Raw genomic sequence first — 18397 nt, 5'->3', positions numbered from 1 at the left:
AAACTACCCTAAAAGCGCACCCGAAACCGGACCCTGGCTACCTGCGTTTCGAGGAAGTTCTCGTAGAGCGCCGAGAAGCCCTGCCCATCTATGTCTGTGCGCACGGCGAAGTCGTTGAAGACATCGGTGAGCGTGAACGAGACCTCGGCTCGCTCATCCATATGGGGGCCAGGTCGCAGCGATGTCGAACGAGGATCGGGCGCGTTCCCGGCCCTGGGGTACCTCCCGGGCTGCGTAGTAGATGAAGCCCAGGCGCAGGTCGCCGCCCTGGGGAAGCGCGATCTGATTGTTGGCGGTGACGTCCCAGGTGTCGTCTCGCGACGCGGCGATGGAGAACGGGCGGGGCGTCGGGAAGAGCAGCGTGGTTTTGAGGCCTTCGATGTCGACCACCAACCAGTTGATGCTCCCAGGCATCCGCCATGAGGGTGCCAGCCGGTGCTCGAGGACCAACTGGACGCCGGTTTGGGTGGAATTCCCAGCGTTCTGGTAGATCTTGTTGACAATGTCGTAGTCTGTGTTCGAACCGTCGATCGCGAGAGACTCTCTGGAAGGCATCAGAGATGTCGCGCCGGTACGCTGACGCCTCAAGTATGGGTTGCCGACCTTCAGTAGCTCCGGATCGTCCTATTTAGGGAAGATGCGAAGTTCGGGTTCGCCCGGGCGGTCGATGCGCCGATTGAACGCAGCGGCCATGCGGTAGGATCCGCCAATGGCACAGGTCAGCTTCAGGTTCGGGAACAACTCAAAATACGTTTACGCGTCGCTCGAGCTTTAGTAGCTGTTCTCGTCCGGGATCGTATAGGTCACGTTGGTTTGCTCCGCACGTAGCCCAGCTTCAACCGAGTACGAGGGCTTGGCCCGGACGAAGTTCACATAGGCCGCGAACAGGTCCTCGTCCCAGTCGGACTCGTCGCCCAGGCCATCGTAAATGACGCTGCCTACACCTCGGTCTACGGCGTAGGTGATGGGCAGCCAGCGGGTCCGCAGTCTCCCTCCCAATTGGAGCCGCCCACTCGCTAGGGGCCGCGTGTAATCGATGCTCAGCGGCAGTGTGTTCTCGACGGCTTCCAGATGGGTCATATCCGTCCCGACCCGGACGTTCGATTCTTCTTTGAGGTGGTAGGCTTCGTCTTCCCAGCCCCTGGTGTACTGCAGGTTGACGTCGAGCTCGTGTCCGGGCGCGCCGACGCCGGGCGACTCGGCGGCTGTGCCTGGCGTCTCCGCCCGAGAAGCCCACCAATCGCGCGGTTGGCCCGGTCGGTTACGGAGCTCTTGGCGGCGTCGGCCACCTTGTCCTTCAGGAGGTCCAACGTGCCCCGCACGAGCGCGGAGGCCGGGGCGGCGCTCTGCACGTCCTGGATCTGGTCGAAGGCCTCGACATAGGCACCCTCGTCCAGGAGACAGAGCGCATGGGAAAAGGCGAGCGCCGCCTCCACGTTGTCGATTCGGTTGGCTTCCTGCTGCGCGCGTAACCTCTCGCGGTCTTCCTCGGTGAGGGCCAGCGCGAGTCCTTCGATGAGTTGCTCGGCCAGAATCTGCTGCAGGGCGAAGAGCTCGTCTTTGAGTCCCGTCGCATCCGCCGTCTGGATGATCTCGGTGGTCTCGACGCTCGCCACGCGGGTGTCCAGTCGCATCTCGGGATCGACGGATGCGAACGCCCCCGTGATGACGTACTGGGCACCGCTGATCATTCCGACGTTCACTGCGGTGGCCGGATCCGCGTACCCCGACTGCTGCAGGTCGAGCTCCTCGAGCAGGACCTCGACGCGCTCGCGCTCGACGAAGCGGATTCCCTCGATCACCGACAGATCCGAGATCATCATGGCCGACATTGCGCGGCCCAGGTGGGCGTAGCGTTCGTCGCCCGTGTTGTTGTCGAAACGGAGCACCGCGACGGTCTTGGGGGCTTCCTGAGGGGTTGGTGCGGCCGCACCAGCGGCGAGCAGGAGGAGGACGGCTGGGAGGATTTGATCCAGGCGCATGGTAGGCTCGTTACGGACTCAAGTGGGGTGTTGCGTCAGAGAGCACGGTAGGTGGGGAGAGGAGGTGTGGCAACGCTGCAGAGCGTATGGAAGGGGGTCGGTGTATACGCACCGAAGTCATGCGTTCGGCCGTGCACGATTACGCGGGTTCGTCCGTTTCGGCACGCCGGTACGCCTTCACCCATTCCAGTTCCAAGCTGAACGGCCCCTCGATCTTGTCGCCGATGAGAATCCCCATCTGTCTGATACGGGGTGGGTCCAGACCTGGGACCCGCCGTGGAACGAATCCACGGAATGACGGTTGGAACGCTTCGAAGGGAAGATCGACCTCGGTCCATTCACCCGACTCGGTCGTGAACTCGGCTTGGTAGGCCACCCCGTCAAACCTCCCGTCCATCCTGAAACGAAGCTGATAGGTGCGACCGTCTCCCCTAACGCGGAGCACGACACCGTCGAAGCCCTCCAGGACCTTGGACCCGAGCGCAGCACGGGTAGACGCGAATCCACCGTTGTTCTCCAGCGAGAGGAACCCACTGAAGACTGCCGTACGCTGGTCCGTCACCTCGATGTTGCTATTGGACCGCCCGCCCATGACCCCATCATTCACGATGGCCCAGCGTTGAGGATGCTCGCCGGTGAAGTCGACAATCACGCGCTCGACTTGCTCTGGGGCGGGCGAGGACCCTGACATCGCCTTGGGCAGGTCGGACCGTGAAGTGTTTGGGCCTGAGGTGACTAGTGCTTGTGCGATGGTCATCAGGGCGAGTAGGGGCGTCGAAGTCATCAGCTGTGTTCCCGGTCACATGGACCCTGGTCGAACCTCGTAGACGCCTTCGAGTTGGCGGGCCAGCGAGGAATGAGTGTTTTCGCGGAGAGGAAGCAAAGAGCCTGACTCCCTCTCCCCTGATCACTGAACGTATATAGTTAGACACTCCTTGTACATAGATGCGATACTGTGAGTATCTAGTCGCAATATTTACCAAATATCCATCCTTGTTAGACAGATAGTTGGACAAAAGGTTGGCGGTCATGGAAAATGGGTTTATACTATCCGCACATCGTTACGGCTCACATCAACACGTATCCGGCGATCAACGCTGGCGCGAAGTTGGGCATTCAGCCGTCGCCTTCGGTCGACTTCCTGATCAGCCGGCAGGGTGACATCGCCTTCTCGGCCGAAGCCGAGGTTGGCACGTCCAACTCGTGGGTGTGGCCGTTCGGAGTTGGGTTGCGCATCAAGTACTAGCGCAGCGCCGACGATCATCGGTCAGCGGGGGCGGGTTCTTCCGGACTCGTCCCCGATTTTGGTTTTGCACGTTCTCCGCGGCCCAGGAAATGGTCTAAAATGACGAATCAAGAACCGGTTTATCTCATCTTCGGAGCCTACGGTGGCGTTGGCGGTGCGCTCGCCAGGCGGCTGGAGCTCGGGGGGGCGCAGCTCGCCCTTTCCGGGCGGGATCCCGCACGGCTGGCCCCTTTGGCCACGGAACTCGGTGCGCTTGCGCTCCCGGCCGACGCATCGGACTTCGAAGCCGTAGAACAGGCAGTCGAGCAGGTCATGGATGCTCATGGACGCATTGATGGAGTTGCGAGTTGCGTGGGCAGCCTCCTCCTCAAGCCGGCTCACCTGACGAAGCCGCAGGAATGGGCCGACACCGTGTCCGCCAATCTGACCAGCTCGTTCGCCGTGCTGCGCGCGGCGGTGCGGCCCATGATGAGACAGAAGCAGGGGAGCGTGGTCCTGGTCTCGTCCGCCGCCGCGGCCATCGGGCTCGCGAACCATGAGGCGATTGCGGCTGCCAAGGGAGGCATCGATGCGCTGGTGCGCTCCGCCGCGGCGACGTACGGCCGATCCGGCGTAAGGGTGAACGCCGTCGCGCCCGGACTCGTTGAGACGCCGCTGACGGAGCGCATCACCAAGAGCGGGCCCGGGCGTGCGTCCTCGGAAGCGATGCACGCGCTTGGTAGGATTGGAGAGCCGGAGGACATCGCCGCTGCCATGGCGTGGCTTCTCGGGTCCGAGGCAGACTGGGTGACCGGGCAGACGCTCGGTGTGGACGGAGGCCTCGGGCGTGTGCGCTCCGCGTGAATGACCCCGCGCTGATCCACCTGCTTTCGACCGTCTTCATGGCGGGCGTGATCGTCTTCGTGCAAGTCGTTCACTATCCACTCATGGCCGAGGTCGGTCGCGGGGGCTTCGTCACCTATGAAGCGCTGCACACTCGGCGCACCGGCTGGGTCGTCGCTCCACCCATGGTCCTCGAGGTCGGATCGGCGCTTTGGCTCGTCCTGCTCGCGCCGACTCCAGAGTACCGGGTATGGGCGTACGGCGGTCTGGCGTTGCTTGCGATCATCTGGGGCTCGACGGCGTTGTGGCAGATACCGGCGCACCGCCGCCTCTCAACCGGCTTCGATGCCGCAGTGCATCGTCGCCTGGTCGGAACGAATTGGGTGCGGACCGTCGCTTGGATCCTGCGCGTGCCGCTGGCCGTAGCCCTCTACGTGTGGGCAGGCTGATGACTGTGCATCCCGTGTACCGCTTCTCCGGCATCGGCCGACCTGTCGACCCGGCCTATCCGACGAATCGTGCCATCCTCCTCTTGCTCGCACTCGCGCTCGTCGTCGGGGCTGCGTTGGCGGTGAGGGCGGGGTCGGGGGGATTGGGCGCTGGCCTCGCGGGTGCCAACGCCGGGCTCTCTACGTTCCTGGCTTGGGCGCTCACCCGGGAGTTGTCCCCGGACGATAACGCGGCTGCATTCCTCGCGGCCGCTCTCGCGTGGTTCGCGTGGCTTCTGGCGGGGGAGCAATCGCTCCTGAGTCCCGTCGTCGTGCTCATGTCGCTGCGTCTCGTGAACCGCAGCACAGGTAAGGCGGCTCTGGCGAGTGACACGCTGCTGCTCCTTCCGCTCTTCGTTTTTGCAGCCTGGACGGAAAGTTGGACCCTCGCCGTCGTAGGCGCTGCCGCCTTAGCGCTGGACGGAGTGCTGCCCACCGCTCCAGGACAGGCCATGAGGAGGAGCCACAGTCTGCTCGCCCTGTTCCTCGCCGGGTTCGCTGCTCTTCTCGGCGCTTCAGCCAACGACGGCGGCGGCATGCCCGACGCGCCGGTGGGCATTGCCCTCATCATTGTGGCCGTGCTCGCTCTAGCTGCGGCGCTCTTCTATCCTGCGCCTCGTAGCCGCGGGGATGTGGATGGACTCCCTCTCGTACACATCCGTGTCCGGGCTGGGCTGCTGCTCGGGGTCTACGCAGCCGTCCTCGTAACGGCTGATGCCGGTCTAGAGACCACGCGGCTCAGCGTGCTCTGGAGTAGTCTGGCCGCGACGGTCGCAGGCCTGCCGTTTGTGGTCGTTCGGCGTCCTCTAGGCGATTAGCCTCCCAACGGGCGGCATGCCCTTCTCTCTGAGCAGGTCATTGAATCGATCCAACTCGTCTCCGAGGATGACCTCGAGCCTGAGGAGATGTGCATCCAGCTCGACTGAGATCTCTTCGAGTACCTGGAACGATTGCTGCGTGGGGCGCGCGTCTGCGCCCATCACCACGCCCTTCAAATACGAGAGATGGTTGGCGAGGCGGGTCCCGAAGTGTTTGAGGTCACTCTGCGCCTCGGCCTCACCCTCGTAGAGGTCCCCCTCGACGTCTCCCAGCTTCGCGGCGAGCGCGGTGCCGGCCTGCGTGACTTGTACGTCTGACGCGGCCCGGATCCGGTCGTCCACCTCGATGCGCAACGCACGAATGCGCGTTACGGCCGTCGTCGCATCGTTGAATCTGGCGTGCACGGCCATCGCCAAGTCGAACTGGGCCACGAAGTCCGCCTGCGTGACTTCGGTCAGGCGCGGGTCCTTGAGCAGGTCGAAGCGCTCCGTCCTCGTTATGCCGTCCACGGTGAGCCGGACCTGGTAGCTGCCCGGCGCCGCCTGGGGCCCGTTTGCGTTCGCACCGCGTAGGCGCATACCAGGGAAGTCGACCGCGGGCGGGTAACGAGTGTCCCAGCTGAACCGATGAAAGCCAGCCTCGAAACCGGGGATGGGCGCCGGCGTTGCGCCGCCCCATGACGGTCCGGTGATTACGTGTCCGACCGAGTTTCGCACGGGGCTTGGCCGCTCGACATCGCGGGCGCCCACAAAGCTGCGCACGAGGTCTCCCGCCTCCGTAATGATATCGATCGTTACGCGCCGCGCTCCACTCCGCATCTGATAGTAGATGTCGACGCGGTTCGTACCTGGAATGCGCCCACGGCCGTAGACTGCGCGGTCAACACCGGACGCCGGACCGGCACGCGTCCGAATGGCTGCGCCCGGCTCATACAGGTGCACATCGGAAGCGAGCACATCCGCAGTCATCTGCCGCCAACTGTCGATGCCCTCCAGTGCGTAGAAGCCGCGGCCGTACGTCGAGACCACGAGGTCATTCCCAGCGACTTCGATGTCCGAGATCTGCAGGTCGGGCAGGTTGAGCGCGATGGGCTGCCAAACAGCACCGTCGTTGAAGGACACGTAGGGCGCGTGCTCCGTGCCGGCGTACAGCAGTCCTGCTCGCTCGGGATCTTCTTTGACTGCACGCACGAAGTGATCCGCGCCGATGCCGTTCACAATGAGCTCCCACGTCTCGCCGTAGTCCTCGGTCTTGAAGATGTAGGGGCGCACGTCCTGCAGTTTGTACTTCTCGGCGGCCAGATACGCCTTGCCCGGAGTATGAGGCGACACCTCGATCAGGCTCGCCTTGGCTCGGAATGGGAGGTCCTCGGGCGTCACATCCTGCCAGTTCGCGCCTCCGTCCCTAGAGACATGGATGAGCCCGTCATCTGAACCGGTCCACAGCGTCTGAGCGTCGTGCGGCGACACCGCCAGCGTGAAGATCGTGGCGTAATAGTCTTGGCTGTTGTGGTCTTTAATGGGTTGTTCGGAACCGGTGAGCGTCTCGGGGTCAGCGAGGGTGAGGTCTGGACTGATGCGCTGCCAGTTCTCTCCCGCGTCCTCCGTTTTCCACACGTGCTGGCTGGCCGCGTAGATCACTCGAGGATCGTGAAGGGACATCACGATCGGGAAGGTCCACTGGAAGCGTTCACGTATACCTCCGGCCGGGAAGCCGTCGGATTGGCGCGGCCAGATTTGCACGTTCTGCCGCTGGCCAGTGGTGCGATCGAAGCGCGTGATTCCACCTCGTTGAGAGCCGCCGTAGCCAAGCGTCGTGCGCGTCGGGTCGATGGCTACGTAGCCCTGCTCACCTCCAGGACCCTGGTACCAGAACGAGCCATCACCGTCCGATGGCACGCACTTGGAGGTGTTGTCTTGCTGGGCGCCGCAGACTTGGTAGGGAAAGTCGTTGGTGACGAACGCGTGGTACATCTGGGCCGTCGGGAAGTCGATATCCGTCCACGTCTCCCCGGCGTTCCAGCTGACTGTGCCCCCACCGTCGTTCGCTTGCACCATTCGGGCGTTGTCGTCCGGGGCGATCCACAAGTCGTGGTTGTCCCCATGCGGCACGCGCACGAGCTGGAAGGTCTCCCCGCCATCGTCCGATCGGAAAAAGTTCTTGTTGAGGACGTAGAGCCGATCCGGGTCCTGCGTATCCGCGGTGATCCGCGTGTAGTACTCGGCCCGATGGAAGAGCGCGTTGTTGCCGTTCGTCCTACGCCAGGTCGCGCCCGCGTCATCCGAGCGGAACACGCCGCCGTGGTCGGGCGCGGCCTCGATGACCGCGTAAAGGCGGTTCGAATCGGCTCCGGATACGGAGATCCCCACCTTGCCGATGATCGTATCCGGCATCCCGGGGTTGCGAGTGAGATCCGTCCAGCTGTCTCCGCCGTTCGTCGACTTGAAGATGCCGCTGGTGCCGCTGGTTCGCCCGCCCCAAGGTGGCCGATGTACATCCCAGATCGTCGCGTACATCGTGTTCGGGTCGGCGGGATCCGTGGCAAGATCCGAGGCACCCGCCAGCTCGCTCACGAACAGGACGCGCTCCCAGGTCGAACCTCCGTCAGTGGAGCGGAAGACACCGCGCTCCTCGTTCGGCCCGTAGGGGTCGCCGAGCACCGCAGCGTAGACCACGTCGCAGTTTGCTGGGTCGACGCGCATGCGCGGAATCATTGTTTGGCCCGTGCTCGATGCTAGGCCGATGAACGACCAAGTCTTGCCGCCGTCCCGGGTTGCGTAGGCCCCGTCTCCGGACGACATCGTGCCCCTGAATTGACCCTCACCCATGCCGACGTACACGACGTCCGGGTCGGCCTCGCAAACGCCGATCGAGCCGACCGACGAACTCATGAACCAGCCGTCGCTGACGGGCATCCAGCTGTTGCCCGCGTCAGTCGTCTTCCATAACCCACCGCCCACAGCGCCGAAGTAGTACTCGAGTTCCCGGGCCGAACTACCCGCGACCGCAATTGATCGACCCCCGAGGTTGGGACCCAATGCTCGCCACTGCCAAGTGTCTAGGATCGTGGGGTCGACGTCGGCCCGGGCTTGGCCTTTCAGCTGTGGGGTGCCGAGGGTCAGCGATCCGGCGAGCGCGACGAGGGCGCAGAGGTGAGCTCGCCGCTGGTGCGGGAGTCGAGTTTGTGCCGGTGAGAGCTGCGGCGAGTCCGAGTCAGCCATAGGTCAGCGATCCGCAGGGAACCGTGCGGCCTTTCATAAAGGGGAATGCGCCCGGTGTTGGCTTGTGGTTTAGGTATTACGGGCTGTGAGGGGTTTTTGAAAGTGGGTGGCTAATGCCGCGTCACGCATGAGGTCAGTCCCTGGTCCCGATTCTCTCCCGCTCCTAAGTCCTAGCGGTCCGCTTGGGCAGGTGAGGACCCGATGCCGGCCCGAGCGAACGACGAGGCTCAGTACACGTATACGGTCGGCTTCTCCCACGTGCACAGTCCGAATCCGCACTTCGCGTTAAGCGGCCCTGCGGAAGGGGATTGAGTACGTCGGAGAAGTCGACGTTAGGCGGAAGCGCCAACAGCCTCGGGTCGCTATGGCGCCCCTCGACCCAGCCGGCCATGACCCGCGTCGACTGGGTCCCCGGTCCACCACCGCCCTTGCATGACGCGCGGACGCCCCTGACGTTCGCAACCCCAAGGAGCGAGAAATGCGAATCGAAAAAATCATAGCTGCGGCATGTCTCGTTGTCAGCAGCGCATGTGCCGAGCCCACCAGTGATGCATCATTCCACACGGCGGTTGCTCCCCCGCCCGCCGCCGGGACGATGTTCCTTTACCCGGAACGAATCCCCCTCCTCGACGGGGGCTTCGTGAACGCGGAGCGGGGCCTCTACTTCGCACCGGTGAACCGCTCGAATCCAGATAGCGGAGTCCTCGGCGTCGAGGTCTATCGCTTCCGTGCATCGTCCGAAGCGCGACCGGGGACACCTCCGGTCTTCTTCCTCCACGGGGGTCCCAGCTTCGATGGACTCGAACGGGCCCTGGAGGAGGTCGGCACGTTCGAAGACCGTTGGCTGCCGCTCACGCAGGTATCGGACGTCATCGTTGTCGGCCAGCGTGGGATCGGCTCATCGAAGCCCACTACCACAATCGAGACGACGACGGAGATCACTCCTGGCGACGTGGCCGCTGACCCTGAACGAGCCGCCGCCGAGTTGCAGGCCATGCTCGCCCCCGAACGGGCATTCTGGGAGCAGAGTGGACTCGACCTTGCGGGCTTCACGGTGCTCGAAGCCGCCGAGGACGTGAACGAGGTCCGCCTCGCTCTTGGGTACGACAAGATCATCATGTGGGGCGGAAGCTTTGGGTCACACTGGGGCATGAGCCTCATGCGCCTACATCCCGAGATCGTGGAGCGAGCGATTTTTCGGGGGATGGAAGGCCCGGATCATACCTACGATGACCCCGGCCACCTTTGGAACGTCTATCGCCGAGTGGCCGAGGAAGCCGAAGCATCGGCCGAATTGAGCGGGCGGATTCCGGAAGGCGGCCTCGTCGCGGCATTCGAGGATCTCGTCAGAAGCGCAGCTCAGAGCCCGTTCACGGTGTCGGTCACCGACCCGGATGACGGCAGCCGTCACGATGTGCTCTTCGACGGTACCGCGGTCGGAACCCTGGCCCGCGGGTTCTCGGCGGGTCTGCGGGGATGGCCTGCGGATGTCATCGAGATGACCGAGGGGAACTTCACGCGCGCCGCGGAGGAGCTCTACCTCGGTTCCCGGCCGTCGGGCCCCCAGTATCGCACTGCGAGCTATTTTCAGCTGGACTGCGGCTCGGGAATCACATCGGAACGCCTTGCCAGACAATCGGCGGACCCCGCGAACGAGGTGCTTTTCGGAATGAACTGGGGGTACATTGCCCGCTGCCCAGCGTGGGAAAGTGACCTGGGAAACGATTTCCGGCAGAACTTCGACACAGAGATCCCGACGGTTATCGCGCACGGCACCTGGGACACCTCGACTCCTTTCGAGAACTCGTTGGAACTCGTGCCCCACTTCAAGAACAGCAAGTTCATTCCCATCGTGCGTGGCCCCCACGGGGCGATCCGGGCTGCGATGCGTGCGTCGGGTGAATTTCGCTCCGGCATTCTGCACTTTGCAGCGACAGGGGATTGGACATCGCTGCCCGACACCGTGTGGCTGCCACCCACCCCATTCCGCGTTCCGACATCTCGCTAGACCAAGGGGAGAGACGATGAGTCGTCAAAGTCTGATCATCTCGGTTCTTTTCCGTGTCCTCGCGGCGCTAATAGCGGCGCCGGTGGCGCTGCTGGCACTTCTCGCGGCGCCAGCAGCGGCGCAGTCCGCCCCCGGGCAGGCCGCACTGATGCCCCCGCTCGAGTGGCGATCGATTGGACCGGACCGTGGCGGGCGCTCGATCGCCGTAGCCGGACACTCCGATCGACCGTTCGAGTACTACTTCGGCGCGACGGGTGGTGGGCTCTTCAAGACCACCGACGGTGGCACCTCGTGGTCCCCGGTGACGGACGGTCAGATAAGGAGTGGCTCTGTCGGGGCGGTGACAGTTGCAGAATCGAACCCGGACGTCGTCTACATCGGGATGGGCGAGGTGCAGCTGAGAGCGAATGTGCTTCAAGGCGACGGTGTGTATCGCTCCGACGATGGCGGGAGGAACTGGCGTCACGTCGGTCTGGAGAACACCCAAGCGATCGGCCGGATCAGGGTGCACCCGACCGACCCGGAGCGGGCTTTCGTGGCTGCTCTCGGACATCCGTTCGGCCCGAGTGCCGACCGCGGCGTCTTCCGGACCACCGACGGCGGCCGGACCTGGGACAAGGTTCTGTTCCGGAACGACCGCACTGGCGCGGTCGATCTCGTCATGGATCCGCACGACCCTGACGTCCTTTATGCGACGCTCTGGGAGGTGCACCGGAAGCCCTGGCAACTGTGGAGCGGCGGGGAAGGTTCTGGAATCTTCAAGACGACGGATGGCGGCGATACCTGGTCCGAACTGACCGACAATCCGGGTTTCCCGGCGCGTAGTGTGGGATCTCCGGCCGGTGTTCTGGGCAAAATAGCGATCACCGTGTCCGGCGCAGATTCCCAGAGGATCTGGGCGAACGTGGAGGCTGAGGCCGGAGGCCTCTACATGTCGGACGACGGAGGCTCTTCGTGGACCCTCGTGAACGCACACCGAGACATCTGGCAGCGGGCGTTCTACTTCCAGCGGATCCAGGCCGACCCGGTCGACCGGAACACGATCTACATCCTCAATTTCCGGCTCATGAAGTCGACCGATGCCGGCCGTACGCTGGAGAGTGTTCGCGAGACGCACGCCGATCACCACGACATCTGGATCGATCCAGGGAACCCCCTCCGCATGATCAATGGCAATGACGGTGGTGGTGTTGTGTCCGTCAACGGCGGGCGCACCTGGACGGGAATGAAGTATCCCACGGCACAGATCTACCGCCTCGCGACCACGACGGACTTCCCCTACCACGCGTGTGGTGCCCAGCAGGACAACTCCACCGTCTGCGTTTCGTCCGAGGAGGGGCATCTTCAAAACCCACGCGGCGTGAGCACGGAGTGGATGTATTCGGTGGGAGGAGGCGAGAGTGGATACGTTGCGCCAAGACCAACCGATCCAAGCGTATTCTATGCCGGCGCGACAAATGCGCTCACCCGCTACGACCGCAACACGGGTCTTGTTCGGGACATTCAGCCGCACCCTCGCATCGTCATGGGCGAGCCGGCGCGAGACATGCCCGAACGCTGGAACTGGACGTATCCGATCGCAGTGTCGCTAGCCGAGCCCGCAGCGCTGTATGTCGGCTCCCAGCACCTGTGGAAGTCGACGGACGAAGGAGAGTCCTGGCTGAGGATCAGCCCCGACCTCACGCGTGCTGAGCCGGAGACCATGGGCGACTCCGGCGGGCCTGTCGTGAAGGACCAGGACGGACCCGAGATCTATGCGACGCTATACGCGCTCGCGCCGTCTCCCCATGACCAGGCTACGATCTGGACCGGATCGGACGACGGCCTGGTGCACATTACGCGGGATTCGGGTGAGAGTTGGAGCGACGTCACGCCCCCGGACATGCCTGCACACACGCGGGTGATGAGCATCGACGTTTCACCACACGACGGCTCGACGGCCTACGTGGCCGGCATTCGTTACGAGATGGACGATCGGTCGCCTTATGCGTGGAGGACGAACGACTACGGCACCAGCTGGACGAAGATTGTCGACGGGATCGCGCCGGGTGACTTCGTGCGAGTCCTCCGCGAGGACCCGAACCGAAAGGGCTTGCTGTACGCCGGTACCGAACACGGTGTGTACGTATCGTTCGACGACGGTGCCCATTGGGCCGATCTCTCCTATGACATGCCCGACACTCCCATCACAGGGCTCACGGTTCAGCAACGCGACCTGGTGATTTCCACGCACGGTCGGTCGTTCTGGGTCCTGGACGACATCGAGACACTCCGTCAGATCGACACCGGTCTCGAGACAGCCGACACCCATCTCTTCAACCCGGCTGACGCGATCCGGCGGTCGGTTCCGGCGGTCATCGACTATTACGTGACCGGTTCGGACCAACAGGTTCGCCTCGACGTGTTCGATGCGGAGGGAGAACTCGTGCGCACGCTCTTCGAGGGCAGGCGCGGCGAGGGGACTCATCGAGAGACATGGAATCTCCGCCATCGGGGCGCGGTGACCTTCGACGGCATCGTGCTCGAGGGCGGCAATCCGGCCCGAGGCCCGTGGTCCCCGCCGGGTCGGTATCAGGCCCGTCTCACAGTGGGCGACGACGTACATGTCGCCTCCTTCGGTGTGCACCGCGATCCCCGGCTGACCGGGGTAACCGACGCCGACCTCGTCGGACAGTTCCGGCTCGCATCGAGGATTCGGGACGCGGAGAGCCAGGCGAACGGGAGCGTTCTGTTGATTCGCGACCTGAGGGGACAGATCCAGGCCAGTGTCGCCGGAAGCGAGGACCAGCAGCTGAAGGCGTCAGCAGAGCGATTCGTGGACGCCATCGGCCGGGTCGAGGCCCAGCTCTACCAAGTCCGGAATCAGAGCCCCAAGGACAAGATCGCCTTCCCGATCCGACTGAACGATCGCCTTACTGGCCTGCGCAGTCGGCTCGAATGGGGAGACGCAGCGCCAACGGCTGCGTACCGTGACGTCTTCGAGGAGCTGGCGGCCGAACTCGACGGGCACATGCGGGTGCTACATGACCTGATCTCCGAAGACTTGACCCGTCTGAACGACGAGTTCACGAGGGCGGGTTTGCCTCAGATGGTGGTAAGGGACTTCGGGAGATGACGCGAGGCGATCCCGCCTTGTCGCCCGCGCCCGGTACCTCGAAGGACGATTGATTGAGCAGGGGTGGTCAATGGTCAAGGGAGTGGCGCCTCAGCTCATCAAGGACGGGGAGCTGGTTCCCCAGGAGGACCGCTACTCATCACCAGATAGTCCCTCTCCAAGAAGTCCGCCATATCCGGGTTGAAGAAAGAGTTACCCCCCCCTTGCACCAGGGATAAGACGCGGCCAACCTGCCTGCCATGATCCCCTCGATCCTCTTCCTCCGCCGATCCTGGCTCCTTGCCGCCGCCCTCGTGGGCGGGGCTTGCTCCGATTTCGCGACGGTATCCGACCGGGTCCCCGAGTCGCTCATTATCGAGCCAGCCGACACCCTGATCACGCAGGGGGACCGGGCACCCCTCCGAGTGACGGTCCTGGACCAGGACGGCGAGCCGTTTTCTTCAAATCCGTCGTGGGCGACACCCCAGTGGTCGTTCTCCGAACCGGACGCGGTGGGGGTCGCCCCCGACGGGAGCCTGGAGGGCTTGGGCGGCGGCGAGGTGTGGGTCCAGGCGAGGCTAGCGGGCCTCGTGGCCTCGTCCAGAGTCCGCGTAAACCCCAACATAGTGGCTCTGGCGGCGCCCACCGTCTATCTGGTCCAGAGTGTCCAGAATGCCCAGGGCGACGTGCCCCTCATCTCTGGGGTTCAGGCGCTCCTCCGCGTTTTTGTTACCAGCGACCCAGCCAGCTTCTACCAGCCCAGGGGGCGGGCCACTTTTTACCTGGACGGCGCTGAGGTCCACAGTGTCACCTTGCTTCCGGGTTCGTATCTGATCCCGCATGAGGTGGTCGAGAGCCGCCTGGACCGGTCTTTCAACGCGTTTGTCCCTGGCTCCGTCCTTCAGCCCGGCGTAGAGTTGGTGGTCGAGTTGGACGTGGACGCCACCACGCCGCTGGCCCCTGGAAGCCAGGTACGCATTCCGGCAGAGGGTCGGAAGGCCCTGGATGTCAAAACGTTGCCGCGCTTTGACCTGACCATCGTACCGGTTCTTCACGCCTCAAGCTCCAACCAAGGGCTTTTCGGCTGGATCGCGAGCCTGGGCCCCACCGGCTCGACGCTGCGGTTCCTCCGGTCGATGCTACCCATCGGCGAGCTGGACCTGGAGGTGCACGAGACCTATACCACTGCCGCAGACCTGACCACCGACGGCGGTTGGAGGGCGTTCCTCCGGGAGATTACCGCCCTCCGCGTCGCAGAGGGATCCCACCGCCATTATTACGGTGCCCTGGTGCTTCCCTCCGGATCCAAATGGGGTGGCCTGGCCTCCATAGGCAACCCGGTCAGCGTCGGGCGGCCCTCTGCCACTACCTTCGCTCACGAGATCGGTCACAATGTCAGCCTCCGCCACGCCCCCTGTGGTGGTGCGGGCGGCCCGGATCCAAGCTACCCCCACGACGGCGGCTCCATCGGAGCGTGGGGCTACGAATCGAGCCTCGGCTCGGGTCTTGGGGTGCTCAGAGACCCCGACGATTACAAGGACCTCATGGGGTATTGCTATCCCAAGTGGGTCAGCGACTACCACTTCAAGAAGGCCATCGATTTCCGGCTCGAGGTAGACGCGTCGCCGGCCCCGGCGGCGCAGCAGCAGGTGCTGCTCCTTTGGGGGAGTGCCGGAGACGGGGAGATGTTTTTGGAGCCTACGTTTGTCCTGGACGCGCCTCCCCGCCTCCCCTCCGAAGACGGGCCCTTTCGCTTGGAAGGGCTCGACCATGAGGGAGGCGTGCTCTTCTCCTTGAGTTTCGCGCCCCAGGAAGTGGAATGGGGCGGAGGGCATTTCGCCTTCGCCGTTCCCTTGGGGGCGGAGGGTGTTGAGGCCCTCGACGCCATCTCCCTTATCGGTCCCGAGGGTGCCCTTACCGTGGATGGCTCGACGCGCCTTCCCCGCATGGCCCTGGCCACCGACAGGACCACCGGTAGCATTCGCGCCATTCTCCGGGATGGCGTGGTGCCAGCGGCGATCAGTGCGACCGCGACCGTCCGGTTCAGCCAGGGGCTGCCGGACAGCGGCCCGGTGCGGAGGTGAGAATGAGGAGCTTGCCTGCCGGGCTCATCGCCATGGCCCTGGGAGCCGTGTTGGTCCACAGTCCAGCCGCTGGGCAGACCCACGCCGAGATCCGGGGCGGGCTTATGGTGGGTAGCCACACCGGCACGGCCGCCGGCCTCGACTTAGCTCCGGCGCTGTCCTACGAGGCACTGGTCATGCGGCAGATTACGCCTCGGCTCAGCGTCTACGGTGGGTATGTCCGAAGCGCGTTCGGGTGCGAGGAGGGCTTCTGCATTGAGCAGGATCTGATCGTGACCGGGAACCATGGTGTGCTGGGGGCGGGGGCGCGCAAAGGATGGGCCTGGCTGCGCCTCGGGGTGCTTTTGGGAGTAACCGAAGTGGGGACGGAGGGCGAGTCCCCCGCCCTGGGCCCGGGCATTCACGCTGGTGCCGGTTTCACCTTCGGGTCGGGCCGCATGAGATTTACCCCGGGTCTATCCTACCGTTGGTTGTCCGCCAAGACGCTGTCCAGCTCGGAGCACGCGGTTGCGGTGGCTCTGGACTTGGGGGTGGGGATCCGGTTGGGGCCGTCCATGCATTGACGGCGTTGAGGATCGAGTAGCTGATACGCACCACCGGTGCCCGTGATGGCCTACTCTTGAATCACTTCCGACTCGATGCCGAAGACCACCTGCCCAGGAAGCAGAACCCCGTCAGGATCGCCCGCACCCCGACGCGGCCTGAGGATGATTCTGCCGACCTACCCGCCCGACTCCGGAGCGGTCGCCGAATCCGTCCCGATCGCCTTGGTGGACATGGCATCGTGGTACACGTGGCACGCCGAGCACGTCATGGTCGCCGGCTCCTCGAGGTCCACGGGCTCGGTAGCGTGGCACGCCGAGCATAGGGACAGTGGCACCGTGTCGAAGGATGGCGTCGCCCCGGTCTCCGCATGGCACTCCGCGCAGGTGGTCACGGAGAGGTGGGGGCCGTGGTCGAACCACCCCGCCACCGACGTGCTGGATTCCGGGCCTTCAGACGGGGCTCCACCCGTCTCGAGCCAGTCGGCAGATGCGGCGAGCCCGTTTCCATGGCACTTCAAACAGGATCCGGCCGCCGCGTCATGCCGGAGCTCGGTCATAAGGCCGGCCATGGAGGCGCGTCCCGCGGCCGCCTCGAAGAGTGCCCGGGCGAGGGCGTCAGCATGACGCTCCACCGAGTAGTGCACTGAGAAGGTCCGTGTGTCCACGGTCCAGGCGCCCACTTCCTTGGCGGTGAAATCGTAGTCGCTCACGACGCGGACCTCGACGCTCTCGCCGGCGTCGTGGCGGGCCACCTCTGCCTCGAGATCGGGAAACCAGTCGCCGGACGCCCGATTCAGCGCCTCGGCCCACTGCTGTAGCGTGATGTTCAGATCACGCGTCAGCTCGACGCCGGGCCACCGGCCCAACCTGCTCCGCAGCGCGGCTCCTTCCCGCTCTCGCACGTCGGCCAGTGCCTCTTTCAGGGACCACACGAGCGTCTCCACGTCTGCGAGCTCCACGTCGGCATCGAGGAGATCGAAGAGGAGTGCGCCTTGTGCCTCCAGGCGGTCGGCGGCGCGCACGCCCTCGGCATCCAGCAGGAGGCGCGTGGCAGGCGTCAGCTCGGCCTCGAGATCGATGCCTGCATCCTCCGGCCAGCTCCCCATGCTCAGGCCCTCCTCTTCGAGGGTCTCGTAGTCCAGTCCCGGTAGCTGAAAGACCGGGAGCCGGACCGAGTTCACCTCGGACACGTGATTATGGCAGCTCGTGCAGGAGGCCTCGAAGGTGTTCACCGCCATGGTCAGCACCTGCCCGGCATTGTGGCAGACGACGCAATCGAAGGCCACTTCCTCACGGGGGTAATACTCAACCGAGTGCGACGTGTGATCGAAGGCCCAACGCAGCTCATCCTCGAGAATCGCGAAGGGCTCGAGGGAGGGGTGGGCAGCCTTGAACGACTCTGGCTCTCCCAGGTGGCACGACGCACACAGCTCTGCCGGATCGGGACGCAGCTCCGCACCGGCGCCGCCGTGCTCGACGTGGCAGGAGGCACAACTCCTGGGGTCCGCCCCTCCGGGTGCCAGATGAGCGCTGAGGGAGCCCGAGCCACTCGACGCCACGGCCAGGGTGTGAGGGAGGAACGTCAACGCCTCGGGCACCTCGTGGCAGGATCCGCACTCCGTGGGCCCGCCTTTGTTCCCACTCGAGCGAAACGCATCCCACGCGAGATCACCCACGTACGAGGAGTCGGACAGTGCCGTATGACAGGACGCACAGTCCGACTCGATGTCCGCATGGGCCCGGGCCAATGGGCCCGGGCTGAACAGCCGTGCGGCGAGGGGCTGCGCTGGCAACGAATACCACACCAGCACCGTGAAGGCGAACGCGAGGCCACCCACGGCCAGGGACGTTCGGCGCCGGCGGATACGAAGGCTCGGAACGGGAATGCACGGCGGCAGTGGAGAGCCGCAGCTCCCCCCGGTCCCGGGACCCATCTCGCAGGCCCCACCATCCTCTTGCGCCCGGGCACACAGGTGCACGTCGGCCTCGGTGGAGGGCACGCATCGAGCGGTTCCGCCGCAGCCCCTTTTCCTGTTCGGGCCCGCGGCGCACGGCGTCTCGCGCCCGCACGCCCAATCCTGGGTGGGC

15 protein-coding genes are annotated in these 18397 nt (G+C 64.6%); 8 read left to right on the top strand and 7 right to left on the bottom strand.

Annotated features, from left to right (window positions below):
* Positions 1 to 8: 8 nt before the first annotated feature.
* The 5 genes from P8L30_13900 to P8L30_13880 form a co-directional block, all read right to left on the bottom strand.
* Positions 9 to 161, bottom strand: a complete 153-nt coding sequence (locus tag P8L30_13900) for a hypothetical protein (protein ID MDG2241292.1) — start codon at positions 159 to 161, stop codon at positions 9 to 11.
* Positions 154 to 555 carry an outer membrane beta-barrel protein gene (locus tag P8L30_13895; protein ID MDG2241291.1) on the bottom strand — a complete coding sequence of 134 codons (402 nt, stop codon included), beginning with the start codon at positions 553 to 555 and terminating at the stop codon, positions 154 to 156. Before P8L30_13895 ends, P8L30_13900 begins: the two co-directional genes overlap by 8 nt.
* A gap of 216 nt (positions 556 to 771) precedes the next feature.
* Complete coding sequence (locus P8L30_13890) at positions 772 to 1155, bottom strand: outer membrane beta-barrel protein (GenBank protein MDG2241290.1); 384 nt, start codon at positions 1153 to 1155, stop codon at positions 772 to 774.
* Positions 1077 to 1982 (bottom strand): CsgG/HfaB family protein, encoded by a 906-nt coding sequence (locus P8L30_13885; GenBank protein MDG2241289.1) that lies wholly within the window; start codon positions 1980 to 1982, stop codon positions 1077 to 1079. The genes P8L30_13890 and P8L30_13885 overlap by 79 nt, the downstream gene beginning before the upstream one ends.
* Positions 1983 to 2121: 139 nt before the next feature.
* Positions 2122 to 2766, bottom strand: a complete 645-nt coding sequence (locus P8L30_13880; protein ID MDG2241288.1) for a CIA30 family protein — start codon at positions 2764 to 2766, stop codon at positions 2122 to 2124.
* Between the two features lie 252 nt (positions 2767 to 3018).
* Here P8L30_13880 and P8L30_13875 point away from each other — a divergent pair, with 252 nt between their 5' ends.
* The 4 genes from P8L30_13875 (at position 3019) to P8L30_13860 (ending at position 5356) form a co-directional block, all read left to right on the top strand.
* On the top strand, positions 3019 to 3228 hold the full coding sequence (locus P8L30_13875) for a hypothetical protein (GenBank protein MDG2241287.1): 210 nt from the start codon (positions 3019 to 3021) through the stop codon (positions 3226 to 3228).
* Positions 3229 to 3327: 99 nt separating this feature from the next.
* Complete coding sequence (locus P8L30_13870) at positions 3328 to 4071, top strand: SDR family oxidoreductase (GenBank protein ID MDG2241286.1); 744 nt, start codon at positions 3328 to 3330, stop codon at positions 4069 to 4071.
* The gene (locus P8L30_13865; GenBank protein MDG2241285.1) at positions 4068 to 4499 is read left to right on the top strand and encodes a hypothetical protein; all 432 of its coding nucleotides are present in this window, start codon (positions 4068 to 4070) and stop codon (positions 4497 to 4499) included. The genes P8L30_13870 and P8L30_13865 overlap by 4 nt, the downstream gene beginning before the upstream one ends.
* Complete coding sequence (locus P8L30_13860; GenBank protein MDG2241284.1) at positions 4499 to 5356, top strand: hypothetical protein; 858 nt, start codon at positions 4499 to 4501, stop codon at positions 5354 to 5356. Before P8L30_13865 ends, P8L30_13860 begins: the two co-directional genes overlap by 1 nt.
* Here the strand turns inward: P8L30_13860 and P8L30_13855 are convergent.
* Positions 5345 to 8578, bottom strand: coding sequence for a hypothetical protein (locus P8L30_13855; protein ID MDG2241283.1), 3234 nt, complete (start codon positions 8576 to 8578; stop codon positions 5345 to 5347). The two genes, P8L30_13860 and P8L30_13855, sit on opposite strands and share 12 nt — an antisense overlap.
* A 478-nt stretch (positions 8579 to 9056) precedes the next feature.
* Between P8L30_13855 and P8L30_13850 the strand changes: the two genes are divergently transcribed.
* The 4 genes from P8L30_13850 to P8L30_13835 all read left to right on the top strand — a co-directional run bounded on the left by P8L30_13850 (position 9057) and on the right by P8L30_13835 (position 16327).
* The gene (locus tag P8L30_13850; protein ID MDG2241282.1) at positions 9057 to 10586 is read left to right on the top strand and encodes an alpha/beta fold hydrolase; all 1530 of its coding nucleotides are present in this window, start codon (positions 9057 to 9059) and stop codon (positions 10584 to 10586) included.
* Between the two features lie 16 nt (positions 10587 to 10602).
* On the top strand, positions 10603 to 13701 hold the full coding sequence (locus tag P8L30_13845; GenBank protein ID MDG2241281.1) for a hypothetical protein: 3099 nt from the start codon (positions 10603 to 10605) through the stop codon (positions 13699 to 13701).
* A gap of 239 nt (positions 13702 to 13940) precedes the next feature.
* Positions 13941 to 15764: a M66 family metalloprotease gene (locus tag P8L30_13840; GenBank protein ID MDG2241280.1), complete on the top strand. Its 1824-nt coding sequence runs from the start codon at positions 13941 to 13943 to the stop codon at positions 15762 to 15764.
* A gap of 2 nt (positions 15765 to 15766) precedes the next feature.
* Positions 15767 to 16327 carry a hypothetical protein gene (locus P8L30_13835; GenBank protein ID MDG2241279.1) on the top strand — a complete coding sequence of 187 codons (561 nt, stop codon included), beginning with the start codon at positions 15767 to 15769 and terminating at the stop codon, positions 16325 to 16327.
* Between the two features lie 158 nt (positions 16328 to 16485).
* Here the strand turns inward: P8L30_13835 and P8L30_13830 are convergent, their stop codons facing one another.
* Positions 16486 to 18147, bottom strand: coding sequence for a cytochrome c3 family protein (locus P8L30_13830; protein ID MDG2241278.1), 1662 nt, complete (start codon positions 18145 to 18147; stop codon positions 16486 to 16488).
* Positions 18148 to 18397 lie beyond the last annotated feature (250 nt).

This window comes from Longimicrobiales bacterium (assembly GCA_029245345.1).
In the GTDB taxonomy this organism is placed as follows: domain Bacteria; phylum Gemmatimonadota; class Gemmatimonadetes; order Longimicrobiales; family Gaopeijiaceae; genus CALFPJ01.
This window is presented reverse-complemented; position numbering and strand designations above follow the sequence as displayed.

Coding starts and splice junctions, on each gene's coding strand:
- P8L30_13900 (MDG2241292.1), bottom strand. CDS start 161: ATGGATGAGCGAGCCGAGGTCTCGTTCACGCTCACCGATGTCTTCAAC.
- P8L30_13895 (MDG2241291.1), bottom strand. CDS start 555: ATGCCTTCCAGAGAGTCTCTCGCGATCGACGGTTCGAACACAGACTAC.
- P8L30_13885 (MDG2241289.1), bottom strand. CDS start 1,982: ATGCGCCTGGATCAAATCCTCCCAGCCGTCCTCCTCCTGCTCGCCGCT.
- P8L30_13880 (MDG2241288.1), bottom strand. CDS start 2,766: ATGACTTCGACGCCCCTACTCGCCCTGATGACCATCGCACAAGCACTA.
- P8L30_13875 (MDG2241287.1), top strand. CDS start 3,019: ATGGGTTTATACTATCCGCACATCGTTACGGCTCACATCAACACGTAT.
- P8L30_13870 (MDG2241286.1), top strand. CDS start 3,328: ATGACGAATCAAGAACCGGTTTATCTCATCTTCGGAGCCTACGGTGGC.
- P8L30_13860 (MDG2241284.1), top strand. CDS start 4,499: ATGACTGTGCATCCCGTGTACCGCTTCTCCGGCATCGGCCGACCTGTC.
- P8L30_13855 (MDG2241283.1), bottom strand. CDS start 8,578: ATGGCTGACTCGGACTCGCCGCAGCTCTCACCGGCACAAACTCGACTC.
- P8L30_13850 (MDG2241282.1), top strand. CDS start 9,057: ATGCGAATCGAAAAAATCATAGCTGCGGCATGTCTCGTTGTCAGCAGC.
- P8L30_13845 (MDG2241281.1), top strand. CDS start 10,603: ATGAGTCGTCAAAGTCTGATCATCTCGGTTCTTTTCCGTGTCCTCGCG.
- P8L30_13840 (MDG2241280.1), top strand. CDS start 13,941: ATGATCCCCTCGATCCTCTTCCTCCGCCGATCCTGGCTCCTTGCCGCC.
- P8L30_13835 (MDG2241279.1), top strand. CDS start 15,767: ATGAGGAGCTTGCCTGCCGGGCTCATCGCCATGGCCCTGGGAGCCGTG.